The following is a 14,853-nucleotide window of genomic DNA, read 5'->3' as shown; positions in this document are numbered from 1 at the left end:
TAAACCACCGTTGTTTATGGCCCCGACATCCCAGGAGATAAAAATGAATCTTGAAAAATTCCCCCGCTACCCGCTGACATTTGGACCATCCCCGATTACGCCCATGAAAAGGCTGAGCGCAGAATTAGGCGGTAAAGTGGAAATTTATGCCAAGCGTGAAGATTGTAACAGTGGGCTGGCGTTTGGTGGCAATAAAACCCGTAAACTCGAATACCTGATCCCTGAAGCTCTGGCTCAGGGCTGCGATACCCTGGTGTCTATTGGTGGGGTTCAGTCTAACCAGACCCGCCAGGTCGCTGCCGTCGCTGCACACCTGGGCATGAAATGTGTGTTAGTTCAGGAAAACTGGGTGAATTATTCCGATTCGGTGTATGACCGGGTGGGAAATATTGAGTTATCGCGGATTATGGGGGCTGATGTCCGGCTGGATGCCGCCGGTTTTGATATCGGTATCCGGGAAAGCTGGAAACAGGCGATGGAAGAGACAGCAGAAAAGGGCGGTAAACCTTTTCCAATCCCTGCCGGTTGTTCAGAACACCCTTATGGGGGGTTAGGTTTTGTCGGTTTTGCCGAAGAAGTCCGTCAGCAGGAGATAGAGCTGGGTTTCAAATTTGATTATATTGTGGTCTGTGCCGTGACGGGCAGTACCCATGCCGGGATGGTGGTAGGCTTTGCAGCCGACGGACGTTCCCGCCGGGTGATTGGTATTGATGCTTCGGCCAAACCTGAAAAAACCAAAGCTCAGGTGCTGCGAATTGCGAAAAATACCGCAGAACTGGTGGAACTGGGGCGTGAAATTACCGAAGAAGATATCGTGCTGGATACCCGCTACGGTGGACCGGAATACGGGCTGCCTAATGAAGGAACGCTGGAAGCTATCCGGTTGTGTGCCCGAACCGAAGGGGTACTGACTGACCCGGTCTACGAAGGAAAATCAATGCATGGTATGATTGATATGATTCGTAACGGGGAATTTCCGGAGGGTTCGAAAGTTCTCTACGCCCACCTGGGGGGCGCTCCGGCCCTGAGTGCCTACAGCTACATTTTCCGTAACGGTTAATCTCCGCCCCTGATTGCCGCCGGTTCGGTGTGAGAGGAACCGGCGGTCGTTCACAGCAGTCAGAGACCAATGGGGATCAGTCAGGCAGCTTCGCCGTGAACATGAGCTTGGGGTCAGACATCCAGTTTCCGCTGAGTAATCCACTCCACGCGCGCCGGGTCACGGTGTGAAAAGAACGCACTGGTCGCGGTATCAATCGCGGTAATTCGCAACATTTCCTCAGCAGTCAGAGCAAAGTCCAGCACATCCAGGTTTTCAGCCATTCGGGGTTTACGTACGGTTTTTGCCAGAGACACAATATTACGCTGCAACAACCAGCGCAGGATCACCTGGCCTACCGATTTTCCATAGCCGGCACCGATAGTGGCCAGTTGTGGATGGTTAAACAGGTCGTTACGGCCTTCGGCAAATGGTGCCCAGGCTTCCGGTTGAATCCCCCGACTCTGCATCCAGGGGACGGTTTGCAATTGTTGGTGGAACGGATTCACCTCGACCTGATTCACCGCCGGAACGATAGAGTTAAAGGCGATAAGATCTGCCAGTCGGTCAGGGTGGAAATTACTGACGCCGATAGCGCGGATTTTTCCGGCCTGGTGCAACTCTTCCATCGCCCGCCAGGCACCATGCACATCACCATAGGGTTGATGGATAAGATACAGGTCAACATAGTCCAGTTGCAGACGGTTCAGGGATCGTTCGAACTGTGCTTTTGCTCCATTGTAGCTGGTATCCTGTAACCATAATTTGGTGGTGATAAACAGCTCATCGCGGGCAATTCCGCTCTGCCTGAGCGCATTTCCGACCTGAGTCTCATTCTGGTAAGAGGCCGCGGTATCAATCAACCGGTAGCCACTGTCCAGGGCATCAAGAACCGCCCGCTCGCATTCGGCGGCATCGGTCATCTGGAATACACCAAACCCGAGCAGAGGCATGTCGATGCCGTTATTGAGTGTTACTGAGTTCATGATGTTCTCCTTTCACTTTGGAAGGGTAAATTATTTCCCCGGTGGATAAATGGCGATAACCCGTCTAAACCGCCCCGGGTTAAGATCAGGATTTATCATCGGCAATAAAGCTCACTGCCCGGAACTGGCTGTTTTATGGCTATGCCGCACTGGCCTGATGTAATGCGGCTTCAGCTCGTAAAGCGGCGCTGTTATCAACGGGACGCAGTACTTCAATCAGTTGATGTAGTTGTCCCGTGCTGAGACCCACTCTGAGGCTTGCCCGGGTATGGGCCAGTAATTGCGATTCTGCACCTTCTGTCGCTGCCAGTGCTCCGACAGTCGCCAGTTCACGACTTTGCCAGTCGAGATTATCGCGGGCAAAAATGTCACCGAACAGATGGGTCTGCAGGAACTGATTAATGACCGGAACAAAGTCGAACAACGCACCTGCCACTGGGCCGCCGGCGATAATGCTCTGGTTTTCGTAACCCAGTCGTTGTAGAGCCTCGCCGACTGGCGCGGGCGCAGAGGGCTCTGTGCCTTCGGCATCCTGAATTCCGCGTTGTTTACGTGATTCAGTCACTTTCATCAGCAGTCCCAGCGCATTCAGACTGCGTGGGAAACCGCAATAGGCATACAACTGGACCAGAATTTCTTTAGCTTCACTGAGTGTCAGCCCGGCGTTCAGCGCCAACTCCAGTTGGTTTTCCAGCAATTCCATCCGGCTGGTCGCTACATAACAGCCCATCAGCGGAATGGTCTGTTGTATTGCAGAAAGTGTCTCAGAAGCAGCGGGTTGTCGTGACATGGGTAACTCCTGTTGGCGTTAATTAAGTGAACCATCAGTCGCGCTGAAAACAATGATGACTCGGGGTCTTATGCGGTAGTGCGGGCAGTATAGGCCATCACAGCACTGGCACAGGCAAACAAAGCGATTATCCAGCCCATGGTCCAGGGGGTGCCGTCACTGAACAGGGCTAACAGCAAAGACGAAATGATGCCGCTGCCATATTGCAGAGCGCCCATCAGTGCGGCGGCCGACCCTGCAATTTCGGGGACCTGGTCCAGGGCACAGGCCGTCGAGGTCGCAGCGATAATTCCGTTCATCGAAAAAAAGATGAAGACCGGCACAATAATGAGTGTGATCCCACCGATATTCAGTGCTGTCGCAACGCCCAGAGTCAGCGCCGCCAGCAGGGCGACAGCCACAGCAATTTTGAGCAGATTTTCCAGGGGGTAGTGATGCACCAGCCGACGGTTGAGCATGCTGACAGCCATCAGACCGACAATATTCACCGCAAACAACCAGCCATAGAATTGCGGTGCGACGCCGAAATATCGGATGTAAACCCAGGGTGAGCCTGTGATAAAGGCGTAGGCGGCCACATAGTAAAACGTCAGGCACAGCGTGAAACGCAGGTAGGCAGCATCCCGCAGCAGGCGCAGATAGTGACGAAAAGCCCCGGCCAGCGAAACATTAACCCTGCGTTCTGCCGGCAGGGTTTCGGGCAGAAAATTCAGTGCCAGCAACAATACGGCTCCAATAGCCACCAGTAACCAGAAAATAGAGTGCCAACTGGTAAACCTGATCATTTGTCCGCCAATCAGCGGACCTGCTATCGGCGCGATGGCCATAATAATCATCAGCGTGGAGAGCATTTGTGCTGCGCGGCTGCGGCTAAACAGATCCCGAATCATGGCCCGGGCCAGCATCGGTCCAGTGCAGGCTCCGAGTGCCTGAAAAACTCGCCAGAAGACAATCTGTGTCATATCTGAAGACAGGGCGCACCCGGCGGAACCCACAATAAACAGCACAATCCCGATAAATAGCGGGGACCGGCGACCATAACGGTCACTAAGCGGTCCCCAGATTAGCTGGGCAATACAGAACCCGGCTAAAAAGCCGCTAATCGTCAGTTCAGAATTACCCCGTAAATCGCTGTTCATCTGTGGCATCGCTGGCAGGTAGATATCGGTGGACAGTGAAGTAACAGCCATCAGGGCACTCAGGATAATTACAAACACCACGCCGGTGGGTTTGGCAGATGATACAGCGGAAGGTTGTGCAGATGAGTTAAGCATAGGGCTCCGGCGAAAATAAGCAGGGCTCAAAGAATAATGCTTTTCGGAGTGCAGATAATCAGGGGGAAACGGATAGATGCTATGAGTCCCGCTCATAAATAGTATTTTGCTGCGGCTGCTGCAAAATCCGGGAAAGCTTATCTGAAAGCGATGTTTTGCCGGTAACCACGACGCTTATATCATAATTTCTTTGTTTTCAGAGGAATTAACATGAAATTTCTGTTGTCGATGGTCGCCGGGGGATTGTTATTGAGTCTGGGAGTGAGTGCTACCGCCCGGGCTGAACAAACATTGCGGATTGGCTACCAAAAATCTTCAACCTTACTGACTTTATTGAAACAACAGGGGACGCTGGATAAAGCGCTGTCCGGGCAGGGGACCTCTGTCAGTTGGCATGAGTTTACCAGCGGTCTCCCCCTGCTAGAGGCACTGAATACCGGTAATGTCGATATTACCGCCGATGTGGCAGATACCGTGCCGGTGTTCGCTCAGGCCGCCGGGGCAGATTTCACCTATTATGCCCGTGAGACCCCATCTCCGGAGGCACAGGCTATCCTGGTGCCTGACGGTTCGACGGTGAAGAGTTTGGCAGAACTTAAGGGGAAAAAAATCGCAGTGACTAAAGCAGCCGGTAGCCATTATCTGCTGATTGTTGCACTCAAACAGGCGGGACTAACGTTAAAAGATGTTGATCCGGCCTGGCTGACGCCTGCTGATGGTCGGGCAGCGCTGGAAAATGGCAGTGTCGCGGCCTGGGTGACATGGGAGCCGTATGTGACCAGTGCCCGTCAGGAGCAGCATGCGCGGGTGCTGGTCAGCGGTAAAGGGCTGGCCAGCTACCAGCGCTATTATCTGGTTGCCAGCCCGTATGTAAAGGCTCATCCGGAAGTCGTCAGTACGGTTTATCACGCCCTGCAACAGGAATCCCATTGGCTGAAATCTAATCCGCAGGCCGCAGCGAAAATCTTATCTCCATTGTGGGGAAATCTGCCACTGGCTACCATAGAAAAAGCTAATGCTTACCGTAGTTATCAGGTAGAGCCGGTGAAAAACAATGACCTGGCGGAGCAACAAAAGATTGCTGACGTGTTTTATCAGGCTAAATTACTACCAAAACCGGTAAATGCCCGGCAGGTTGCTACCTGGCAGCCTTCCACACCTTAATTCATCATGATGGCAGGGCTGTAACTACAGCGCTGCCGGATTCGGTTGGCTGATGACAGTTGCCTGTCCTGTTAAGGTCTTACAGCCAAAAATTCCCCGCAAGAATCTTCAGACACTTTTTGTTACCCGGGGTTCAATCGGTTCATATTGAACTGACAATAAAAATGATTATACTTCTCATTCTCTTTACTGTGCGTTAGCGAATTCCTGATCTCTTTGGTTAAGCCCGTATACCGGAAGGTGGGGCACTCATCGGGCCTGTCTGTTTTGCTGCGCGCAATAAGCCGGTTATCGATATAACCGAATATAATTCTAATGAGGACGATAATGTTTTTTGCTGCCAGACGAACTGAACAACAGGCCCGTTCCCCTGTTGCCGATTCTGTGAAAGGTCGTATCCCGTCGCTGTCTTTACTTGCTGTTATTATTGCTTCCGTGTTGCATGTCCCACAGGGGGTGGCGGCTGATGCAGTGACATCTTCAGGCAATGCGGCCAACAGCCAACCCGCGAGCAGTAAGCAGAATACCATCAACAGTAAAAGCAGCACCCTGGTAGTGACTGCGCAGGATCAGGCAAACGATTCCGGTGCACCAAAACCTACCGACTACAATGTGCCACTGACGCGTGCTGCGACGAAAATGGCACTGACTGCCAGAGATACTCCGCAGTCCATCAGTGTGATTACGAAACAGAGGATAGAGGATCAGCAACTCGATACGCTGTCAGATGTATTACAAAATACCACCGGTATCACTCAGGAAAACTCAGGGGCTAACCGCAGTAATTATTATTCCCGTGGATTCAAAATTGATAACTACCAGATAGACGGCGTTCCGGTTCTGGAAGATTCGGTCTGGAATCTGGGGGACACCCTGTCAGATACCGCCATCTATGATCGCGTTGAAGTAGTTCGTGGTGCCACCGGCCTGATGAGCGGGGTTGGTGATCCGGCAGCCTCGGTCAATATGATCCGTAAACAGGCCGATAGTAAAACATTTAAGGGTAACTTAAATACCAGCTACGGCAGTTGGGGTAATCAGCGTTACGTCGCCGATCTCTCCGGGCCTTTAAGTGAAAACGGCAGAGTACGTGGTCGTGTGGTGGCCGGGTATCAGCGTAGCGGAAGCTGGCTGGATGATTACCATACCCAGAAGAAATTTTTCTATGGCACTGTGGCAGCCGATCTGACCGACTCTACCACTCTGTCTTTAGGATATGATTACGAAGAAACGCAGGTACATGGTGCGACCTGGGGCGGATTACCCACCTTCTATCTGGATGGCAGCAAAACCGATTACAAACGCAGCACCAATCTGTCACCCAGCTGGGCTTACAATAACGTGCATAACCGTACGGTGTTTGCCAGCCTGAAACAGCAACTGGCAAACGGCTGGGAATTTAACCTGACCGGTACCCACAGTGAAGCCGAAATGGACAGTAAGCTGCTGTATATCGACGGCTACTTCGACAAAACTACCGGAATTGGTATCGGGCCTTATGCGGGTTATGACCTGCTGGGCGGTACCGGTGATAATACCGCCATTCGCCATGAGAACGATATTGATGCCTATGCAAGTGGTCCGTATGAACTGTTTGGTCGTCAACATGAAATGATGTTGGGTGTGACTTATATCCGGCAGAACAACCGTTACTACAGCGCTTCCACCAGCTTTACCTCGGCAGATGTCGGTGACTTTAATCACTGGGGCGACTATCCGGAACCGGACTGGGATCCGCAGACGTTGGCAGGGGATAATACCATCCACCAGAAATCTGCCTATCTGGCGACCCGTATTTCACTGGCCGATCCGCTGCACCTGATCCTCGGTGCCCGCTATACTCAGTATAAAGCGGATACCATGACCGAGAATATGGAGAAGAACAATATCACGCCATATGCCGGACTGGTGTATGACATCAATGATACTTACTCGGCCTATGCCAGCTACACGTCAATCTTTAAGCCTCAGGCTTATCGTGATGCCAACGGCGCGTATCTGAGCCCAATCACCGGTAAAAGCTACGAAACAGGAATTAAGGGTGACTGGCTGAACAGCCGTCTGAGTGCCTATCTGTCGGTGTTCCGTATCGAACAGGATCATATCGGAGCGACAGATTACTCATTTGTTAAGGGCAGTACCGATTATGCCTACTACGAGCAGAACGGCACCGTCAGCCGTGGTGTGGAATTTGAGATTAACGGTGCAGTCACTGATAACCTGCAACTGACGTTTGGCGCCACCCGCTATGTGGCGAAAGATGGTAGCGGCAATGCGCTTCAGCCGACTCAGCCTCAGACGACCTTCAAACTGTTTGGAAGTTATCGTCTGCCATCGATGCCAGAGCTGACCGTGGGTGGTGGAGTCAACTGGCAGAACCATACCTGGGACAGCGTTGCCGGACCTGGCGGTAGCAGCTACCTGTATGCGGATCAGGGCAGTTATGCGCTGGTGGATCTGTTTGGACGCTATCACGTGACCAAAAACCTGTCTGTGCAGGCGAACCTGAATAACCTGTTTGACAAGAAATATAATATCGATGTGGGTCGTAACTTTATCTACGGCGAACCACGCAATGTTTCTGTGTCGGCCAGTTATCATTTCTAATCAGCCTGCTGAATGCCCCGTCAGGGGCATTCTTTTTAATGCAGTTTATCCTGTCACTGTTATCCGACGTTGTCCGGCCAGTAATCCTGTCAGGGCCAGCAATACCGGTACCAGAGAACCCCATAACACTCCGTTCCAGCCCACCAGATGCAACAGCGCCCCCGATGCAAATGACCCGATAATCATTACCCCGAATACTACGAAATCGTTCAGTGACTGGACCGTGGTTTTCTCTGAGGGCTGATGATAATTGATGATCTGTGCCGAGGCGCCGGTGAAGCCAAAATTCCAGCCCAGGCCGAGTAAAATCAGCGATAACCAATAGTGCATCACATCGGTGCCAGCCAGACCAACGAACACAGATAATACCAGGATCAATAATCCAGCGATGGTGATTCTGTCGGAGCCAAACCGGCTGATTAACCGGCCGGTAAAAAAGCCTGGTCCGTACATGGCTATCACATGCCACTGAATTCCAAGATTAGAGTCCTGTTGTGAAATCCCGTGCATATGCATGGCCAGAGGGGAGGCGGTCATTAGGAAATTCATTACCATATAGGAGACAGCACCGCTGAACACCGTGCGCGTAAAGCCTGGCTGGCGGACCAGTTCCCGTAACGGACGGCCACGGCTTTCAGCACCCATCCTGACCGGAGGTAACTTTACTCCAGCCAGCACTGCCGCAGAAATCAGTGCCACCAGGGCCTGAGCCAAAAAGGTGGCTGCAAACAGCTGTCCGGGCCACAGACTCATGGTGCCAGTGACCAGCATCGGGCCAATCACCCCGGCAATTACCCCTCCACCCATCACCAGTGACAGCGCACGGGCACGCTGGCCGGGCGCTGCACCATCGGTAGCGGCAAAGCGGAAAGTGACAGCGACCGCGGCATAAGCTCCGCCGAAAAAGGCAGCCAGACAGAATAATGAAAACGAGCCGGTGATAACAGCCAGTGCAGCCAGCAGACCAGTCAGCACACCCGAACTGGTTCCTGTCATAAAGGCAGACCGACGTCCATATTTTCTGGCCAATTGCCCGAAGGGTAAAATACAGGCCGCCATACCTGCCACAAACACAGTGACCGGCAGGGTTGCCAGCGAATTGTCAGGTGCCAGGTTATTGCCGACAATCGCCCCGGTGGCATAGAACACCACCGAGTTTGCACCCGCCAGTGCCTGAGCCGTTGCCAGCCGGAAAATATTACTTTTTTGTTGTTGCTCTGAAAGCGCAGTTTCACCATTCATGCAGAGAATTATCCTGGGTAAGGTTCGGAACAAAGAGTTAAGCCGGCAGTCAGGTCCGGATGATGCAGGTCATCACAAAATATTACCGGACCCATACTGTCTCTGACTGCAACGGTTTACTCTTGCAAGAATGACAGTGTTATCTGGCACTGACGAATAACAAAATATATCTGTACGGGAAAGAAAAACTATTCCGTGTGCGGCTATTCTTCCTGAGTTCTGGCTAACGAAAGATTGCCTTGCGACACAGAAATCAACTGCTCTACCGGGAAGTTCAGTTGTTTAGCCAGACGGAGATAGTGATTGCGGATTTCTGCCGGCATCTCTGGTGTGCGGGACAGTAACCATAAATAACGGCGGTTAGGTCCACTCACCAACGCATACCGGTATTGTTCATCCACAGCAATCACGTTGTAGCCACCATAGAACGGACCAAAAAACGATACTTTCAGAGCACCTACATCGGGCTGGCCGGTGAATAATGCTTTCCTCACACTGGTTTTCCAGCGCCGGTTCTGCACATCATATCCCCGGTTTGTGACCCGCAAACTTCCGTCACTTTGTGGCTGATAACTGGCGGTCACCTGTTCCAGCCCGCGTTCAAAACGATTATCCAGCCGCATAATTTCATACCACTGGCCGGAATAACGGCTGGCGTCAAAATCAGTCACCGGAATGACGCCTTTCGGCGGAGTGGGGGAACGACAGGCGGCAAGCGCGACGGATAAGGCAACTACCGATACCACGGGCCAGATTTTCATCTCAACTCCTCTCAACAACGGTATGTTGCTGAGTATAGCATCACCACAGAAAACGGCGGGTGTGATTCAAAAAAAACTGTTATATTTTAACTAAATAGACTTTCTTTAACACAGGAGTTGCATCATGTCATACTGGACCCTGCACTGGCTGGAAGCTACAGGTTCGCTGTCACGCTTCCGTGACCAGATTACAGAAAATTTTGTCAGGGCTGAGGCGCTGCTCAGCAGCATGATGCCATCACCGCGGCTGGATATTCTGATACAGAATCTGCCTGGTCAGGTAATTCCTGAAGCCGGATTACTGGGACGTGCTTTTACTGATAAGTTATTTAGTCTGGCGGTGGATCCTGACAACCCTGCGTTTGAGGAAAGCCTGCATCAGGGAACAATGCAAAGGCATATTTTGCATGAAGTCCATCACTGTTTACGGATGGCGGGGCCGGGTTACGGGTTTACCGCCGGAGAAGCACTGGTCAGCGAAGGGTTGGCAGGGCAGTTTGTCAGGCAACTGGCCGATAGTCCCCCTGAAATTTGGGAAGTGGCTCTCAGTGAGGCACAGTTACTGCAGTGGCCGCTACCCACTGAAGTACTGAATCAGCAACCCTACGACCATGCTGCGCTGTTTTTTGGCAGCGGTACTTTACCGCGCTGGTATGGTTACAGCCTCGGGTATCAGATGGTAGCTGCCTGGCTGGCTCAGTCCGGTACTCCTGACCCGCAGCAATGGATTAATGTTCCGGCAGCCCGGGTGATAGCCGCAGCCCAACAGGCAGGACTGGTAACAGCCTGACATTATGGCTTGGCGACCTGTCGCCTAAACCAGGTCGTTCGAGAGTGACGTGGAAAACAGTTCGATCCCCATGTTCAGTGCTCAGCTAATTTTCTGCAAAGCTTATGATTTCTATTCGGTTGTTTTCTCTCTGCCAGTCAGCAATATTTTGCTGAACTGTATAATTTTTGACGGGCGATATGGCAGAGAAGAAAACCGCGTATCTCGATCAGCAGCAACGAGACTGGATTAAGCAGCAACAGCAGCGCTGGTGGTGGCGCAGCGAATTTCCTACCTGGGGGCTGATTGTCACCATTTATGTGGGCTGGTTTGGTAGCTTTATGCTGGCAGAATCTCTGGGGAAAGGGCTGACCACTCTGTTGCTTGTCTGGTTCACCGCCTGGTATATGTCACTGCAGCATGAACTGATTCACGGGCATCCCACGCGCTACGCGCGGGTGAACCAGTTATTGGGGTTGTTGCCTCTGGCCGTCTGGTATCCCTATGGCCTGTATCGTGACTCCCATTTGGCTCATCACCGTAATGAACTGCTTACCTACCCGCAGGACGATCCTGAAACCTACTATTTTTCGCGCCAAAGCTGGCAGCGCTTCGGGCCATTGCGACGCGCGTTGATTCGCCTGCGAAATACCTTTCCCGGTAGGCTGATACTGGGGCCGCTGATGGATATAGCTGCGACGTTCCGGCAGTTGCTGAGTGATTTTGTCTGGCTTCGTGCCCGGGCGATACTGATGTGGCTGGTACATGGTCTGTTGTTAGTGGTGGTATTTCACTGGATAACCAGGCATGGCATGTCGGTTGGCTGGTATCTGCTGGTTGTCAGCTATCCGGCGCTGGCACTGACTAAAGTCCGCTCCTTTTATGAACACCGGGCGGACGACAATCCAGCCGCGCGTTCCGTGATTAACGAAGCCGGTGCCGGCTGGCGTTTACTATTCCTGAATCTGAACTACCATTCAGTACACCACGATTTACCGGGTATCCCCTGGTATGCACTGAGAACCATTTACCTGCTGAACCGACAACGTTATCAGCAACGTAACCATGGATTCGTGGTGAAGGGGTACCGCGACTGGTGGCGGCATTTTATGACCGAGCCGGTAGATGTTGAACTCCATCCGTCTGAACAGGAATCTCCGCGTGATTAGTCTTCCGATGTATGATGTCTGGCATCCTGCAACACTGGCGCTGACCGGAGAGTTAGCCCGCCGGTTGCAGCGACGGGGTTTTACCGAACAACAGACCCGCGTAGTGTGGCCGGATGACTTAGTCGGTCACTGGCAGTCACAGGAACTGTTGTTATCCCAGACCTGTGGTTATCCGCTGGTAACACTGCTGGATTCTGTGCGGACTATAGGTTGTTTCCACTACACTGCGGCAGGTTGTCAGGATTACCGATACCGAAGTCTGTACGTAGTACGCGATACAGACAGGCAACGCACTGTGGCGGATTTTTTCGGGCAGCGACTGGTGTGTAATTCTGCGGATTCGCAGTCCGGGTATAATGTCTGGGTCAGGCGACTGACAGAGCAGAGGTCGTCGATCACTGAGTTTTTTTCAGAAGTTCACTTCAGCGGCGGTCATCGCCAGTCTCTGATGGCATTGCAGCAGCAGACTGCCGATATTACGGCCGTGGATTGTGTCTCACTGGCATTATTTTCCCACTACCACCCGCAATGGCTGCACGGGCTGAGCGTTATTGAACAGTCGCCGCTGACGCCTGGTTTGCCGTTGATTGCTTCGGCGCAGGTCACTGATCAGCAAGTGCAATTATTGCGGCAAACCCTGACGGAGCTGGTGGCTGACCCGTTGAATCAGCCGTTGTGTGCGCCGTTATTCATCGGCGGATTTAGTGAGATATCACGCGAAGCTTATCAGGGACTGATACCGACGGACCGGTCACTTCCCTGAAAGTGTCACACTACCCCTCAATGAACTGGTTGGCGATAGCCGGTAACCCGAGTTTTTCCCGCAGATTTCCGGCCGCATACTGTTGGCGCATCACTCCACGTTGCTTCAGCAACGGGACCACTTCACGAGTGAAGTTATCGAAATCGGTCGGCAGATAAGGGAACATCAGGTTAAATCCGTCTGCTGCACCACTGTCGAAAATAGTGATTAACTGATCTGCGATTTCCTCCGCAGTCCCGGCCAGTAACCAGCTGTCTGAACTCTGCAATAACTGACGACCAATCTCAATCAGTGACATTGACGGGTCGTAACCTTTAATCACTTCCAGCAGGGTGCGTATCCCATCAAAGTTATGACTCTCTGGCAACTCCGGCAATGGCTGATCGCGCGGATACTGCCGTAGGTCAGTTTTGAGGTAGGAAGAGAGTAGATCGATCGCCATTTCATCGCCGGACAGTTGCTGATTCAAGGCGAGACGTTGCGTTTTTTCCTCCTCTGAGCGGATTACCACCGGTAACACCCCGGCAATGATTTTGAGTGATTCCGGGCGACGACCAACGCTCAGTAATCGCTGGTTCATATCCTGACGGTAGGCCAGCCCCTGTTCGATGGACCGGATAAACACAAAGTGCATATCCGCATACTCAGCAGCCAGTTGTTTGCCGGCGGCGGAGGAGCCGGCCTGCACCAGTACCGGTCGCCCCTGGGGGGGCCGCGGGACATTCAGAGGGCCACGGACCTGAAAATAATCGCCCTGATGATTTACGGTGTGGACTTTATTCGGATCGGCAATCACCCCCGTTTGTTTATTAAATTGCAGGGCATCATCCTGCCAGGAGTCCCATAATTGGGTGACCACACGAATAAACTCCGCTGCCCGCTGATAGCGGTCCTGATGAGCCGGCAGGGCATCACGCCCGAAGTTGGCCGCTTCTTCAGGTAGCCATGAGGTCACAATATTCCAGCTCACCCGTCCTTCGCTGATCCAGTCCATCGAGGCAATAAAACGTGCCAGGTTATAGGGCTCGTGATAAGTCGTGGAAGCGGTTCCCATCAGCCCGATATCCCGGGTGACGGCGGCCAACGCTGACAGTAGAGTCAGCGGTTCCAGCCGCAGATTGGAATACTCCGTCAGCCCGGAAGGAACGCTGTCCCAGACACTATAGTGATCAGCAATAAAGATATTATCCAGAGTGGCAGCTTCGGCCTGGGCCGCCAGTTTACGGTAATATTCCAGGGAAAAAATCTGCTGATCGACGGCGGCCGGATGCCGCCACGAAAAACGATAATCTCCCTGCGGATTATAGAAAAACAGATTTAAAATCAGATGTCGTGACGACATAAACCGCTCCATAACAGAATGTATTCGCCGTGATTACAGATTTTTATTCACCCAGTCACCAGCAACAGTAGCCGGATCGGCATGTTGCAGGTCAACCTGCTGATTCAGCTCTGTCAGGGCTTTATTATTCAGCTTCGCGGAGACCTCATCCAGAGTCTGGCTGACCTGCGGGGTCAGAATGGCCTTTCTGACCAACGGGACCACATTCTGGCTAGGTTGTTCATGTTTATCATCCTGTAATACTACCCAGTCCTCTTTGGCCAGGTTGCCCTGAGTAGAGACCACGGTGGCGACATCGATACGTTTAGAATTCAGTGCCATTCGTGACAATGGTCCTCCCATATCCAGGGTTTCAACCCGTTTAAACTTAATGCCATAGACCCGTTCCAGCCCCGGCAGACCTAATGCGCGGGTCACCACTTCCGGTGGGCCACCGACCACCAGTTTGTCGGCCACTTTCGCCAGGTCAGACAGTGTTTTCAGATGGTATTTCTGCGCAGTTTCGGCGCGCACCGCCCAGGCGGTGGTAGATTCTGCTGCAGACGCTTTCAGCAGGGTAAATTCGGCGGGCAATACCTTTTTCAGTGCGGCTTCAACATCCTGCTGCTGAGTGACTTCAGCTTTCGGATCATAGTAGTTAAGCAGAGCGCCAAGATACTCTGGCACGATATCAATTTCCCCGCTTTTCAGAGCAGGGATAATAATTTCCCGGTTCCCCAGATTCAGGCGGGTATTTACCTGCAGCCCTTTCTTTTGCAATGCCTTTGCATAAATATTCGCCAGAATCGACTGTTCAGAAAAGTTCGCGCCGCCGATGGTCAGGGTTTCGGCATGGGCGGTGACCCCGGCCAGCAGCAGTGCCGCCCCCAGTAGTGACAGAGCCGGTGATTTCAGGTGTAACGATAATTTTTTCATTCAGAGACCTCTGTGGTTAACGGGTAAGGGGG

13 protein-coding genes are annotated in these 14,853 nt (G+C 52.4%); 6 read left to right on the top strand and 7 right to left on the bottom strand.

From position 1 onward, the window contains the following. The first annotated feature begins 43 nt into the window (after positions 1–43). Entirely contained in the window at positions 44–1,060 is a 1,017-nt protein-coding gene (locus HA49_RS05940) for a 1-aminocyclopropane-1-carboxylate deaminase (RefSeq protein ID WP_038021158.1), read from the top strand. Between the two features lie 113 nt (positions 1,061–1,173). Here HA49_RS05940 and HA49_RS05935 read toward each other — a convergent pair whose 3' ends face one another. The 3 genes from HA49_RS05935 to HA49_RS05925 form a co-directional block, all read right to left on the bottom strand. Then, a complete protein-coding gene (locus HA49_RS05935; RefSeq protein ID WP_038021156.1) occupies positions 1,174–2,025 on the bottom strand; it encodes an aldo/keto reductase in 852 nt (283 codons plus the stop codon). Between the two features lie 139 nt (positions 2,026–2,164). After that, positions 2,165–2,815 carry a carboxymuconolactone decarboxylase family protein gene (locus HA49_RS05930; protein ID WP_038021154.1) on the bottom strand — a complete coding sequence of 217 codons (651 nt, stop codon included), beginning with the start codon at positions 2,813–2,815 and terminating at the stop codon, positions 2,165–2,167. Positions 2,816–2,883: 68 nt separating this feature from the next. After that, positions 2,884–4,089 (bottom strand): multidrug effflux MFS transporter, encoded by a 1,206-nt coding sequence (locus HA49_RS05925; protein ID WP_038021152.1) that lies wholly within the window; start codon positions 4,087–4,089, stop codon positions 2,884–2,886. 210 nt (positions 4,090–4,299) lie between these two features. Between HA49_RS05925 and HA49_RS05920 the strand changes: the two genes are divergently transcribed. Then, complete coding sequence (locus HA49_RS05920) at positions 4,300–5,253, top strand: aliphatic sulfonate ABC transporter substrate-binding protein (RefSeq protein WP_038021149.1); 954 nt, start codon at positions 4,300–4,302, stop codon at positions 5,251–5,253. 327 nt (positions 5,254–5,580) lie between these two features. Continuing rightward, entirely contained in the window at positions 5,581–7,860 is a 2,280-nt protein-coding gene (gene fhuE, locus HA49_RS05915; RefSeq protein ID WP_038021147.1) for a ferric-rhodotorulic acid/ferric-coprogen receptor FhuE, read from the top strand. A 45-nt stretch (positions 7,861–7,905) separates the two neighbouring features. On the opposite strand, the gene HA49_RS05910 is transcribed toward fhuE, so the two are convergent. Both HA49_RS05910 and HA49_RS05905 read right to left on the bottom strand, forming a co-directional pair. Then, positions 7,906–9,102, bottom strand: a complete 1,197-nt coding sequence (locus HA49_RS05910; protein WP_038021144.1) for an MFS transporter — start codon at positions 9,100–9,102, stop codon at positions 7,906–7,908. A gap of 203 nt (positions 9,103–9,305) precedes the next feature. Beyond that, complete coding sequence (locus tag HA49_RS05905) at positions 9,306–9,863, bottom strand: lipocalin family protein (RefSeq protein WP_038021142.1); 558 nt, start codon at positions 9,861–9,863, stop codon at positions 9,306–9,308. Positions 9,864–9,987: 124 nt separating this feature from the next. Between HA49_RS05905 and HA49_RS05900 the strand changes: the two genes are divergently transcribed. The 3 genes from HA49_RS05900 (at position 9,988) to HA49_RS05890 (ending at position 12,564) form a co-directional block, all read left to right on the top strand. Then, a complete protein-coding gene (locus tag HA49_RS05900) occupies positions 9,988–10,653 on the top strand; it encodes a DUF2268 domain-containing putative Zn-dependent protease (protein WP_038021140.1) in 666 nt (221 codons plus the stop codon). A 179-nt stretch (positions 10,654–10,832) separates the two neighbouring features. Then, positions 10,833–11,801, top strand: a complete 969-nt coding sequence (locus HA49_RS05895; RefSeq protein WP_038021138.1) for a fatty acid desaturase — start codon at positions 10,833–10,835, stop codon at positions 11,799–11,801. Beyond that, a complete protein-coding gene (locus tag HA49_RS05890; RefSeq protein WP_245610158.1) occupies positions 11,794–12,564 on the top strand; it encodes a phosphate/phosphite/phosphonate ABC transporter substrate-binding protein in 771 nt (256 codons plus the stop codon). The genes HA49_RS05895 and HA49_RS05890 overlap by 8 nt, the downstream gene beginning before the upstream one ends. 10 nt (positions 12,565–12,574) lie before the next feature. Here the strand turns inward: HA49_RS05890 and HA49_RS05885 are convergent, their stop codons facing one another. Together HA49_RS05885 and HA49_RS05880 are read right to left on the bottom strand one after the other, a co-directional pair. Continuing rightward, complete coding sequence (locus tag HA49_RS05885; protein ID WP_038021136.1) at positions 12,575–13,906, bottom strand: LLM class flavin-dependent oxidoreductase; 1,332 nt, start codon at positions 13,904–13,906, stop codon at positions 12,575–12,577. A 33-nt stretch (positions 13,907–13,939) separates the two neighbouring features. Continuing rightward, on the bottom strand, positions 13,940–14,821 hold the full coding sequence (locus HA49_RS05880) for an ABC transporter substrate-binding protein (RefSeq protein WP_038021134.1): 882 nt from the start codon (positions 14,819–14,821) through the stop codon (positions 13,940–13,942). Between the last annotated feature and the right edge of the window lie 32 nt (positions 14,822–14,853).

The sequence above is a fragment of the Tatumella morbirosei genome (assembly GCF_000757425.2).
GTDB classification, from domain to species: Bacteria; Pseudomonadota; Gammaproteobacteria; order Enterobacterales; family Enterobacteriaceae; genus Tatumella; species Tatumella morbirosei.
This window is presented reverse-complemented; position numbering and strand designations above follow the sequence as displayed.

Excerpts from the sequence above, each read along its gene's own strand:
- HA49_RS05885 (WP_038021136.1), bottom strand. The coding sequence starts at position 13,906 with ATGTCGTCACGACATCTGATTTTAAATCTGTTTTTCTATAATCCGCAG.
- HA49_RS05900 (WP_038021140.1), top strand. The coding sequence starts at position 9,988 with ATGTCATACTGGACCCTGCACTGGCTGGAAGCTACAGGTTCGCTGTCA.
- HA49_RS05880 (WP_038021134.1), bottom strand. The coding sequence starts at position 14,821 with ATGAAAAAATTATCGTTACACCTGAAATCACCGGCTCTGTCACTACTG.
- HA49_RS05905 (WP_038021142.1), bottom strand. The coding sequence starts at position 9,863 with ATGAAAATCTGGCCCGTGGTATCGGTAGTTGCCTTATCCGTCGCGCTT.
- HA49_RS05910 (WP_038021144.1), bottom strand. The coding sequence starts at position 9,102 with ATGAATGGTGAAACTGCGCTTTCAGAGCAACAACAAAAAAGTAATATT.
- HA49_RS05920 (WP_038021149.1), top strand. The coding sequence starts at position 4,300 with ATGAAATTTCTGTTGTCGATGGTCGCCGGGGGATTGTTATTGAGTCTG.
- HA49_RS05895 (WP_038021138.1), top strand. The coding sequence starts at position 10,833 with ATGGCAGAGAAGAAAACCGCGTATCTCGATCAGCAGCAACGAGACTGG.
- HA49_RS05925 (WP_038021152.1), bottom strand. The coding sequence starts at position 4,089 with ATGCTTAACTCATCTGCACAACCTTCCGCTGTATCATCTGCCAAACCC.
- HA49_RS05940 (WP_038021158.1), top strand. The coding sequence starts at position 44 with ATGAATCTTGAAAAATTCCCCCGCTACCCGCTGACATTTGGACCATCC.
- fhuE (WP_038021147.1), top strand. The coding sequence starts at position 5,581 with ATGTTTTTTGCTGCCAGACGAACTGAACAACAGGCCCGTTCCCCTGTT.
- HA49_RS05930 (WP_038021154.1), bottom strand. The coding sequence starts at position 2,815 with ATGTCACGACAACCCGCTGCTTCTGAGACACTTTCTGCAATACAACAG.
- HA49_RS05935 (WP_038021156.1), bottom strand. The coding sequence starts at position 2,025 with ATGAACTCAGTAACACTCAATAACGGCATCGACATGCCTCTGCTCGGG.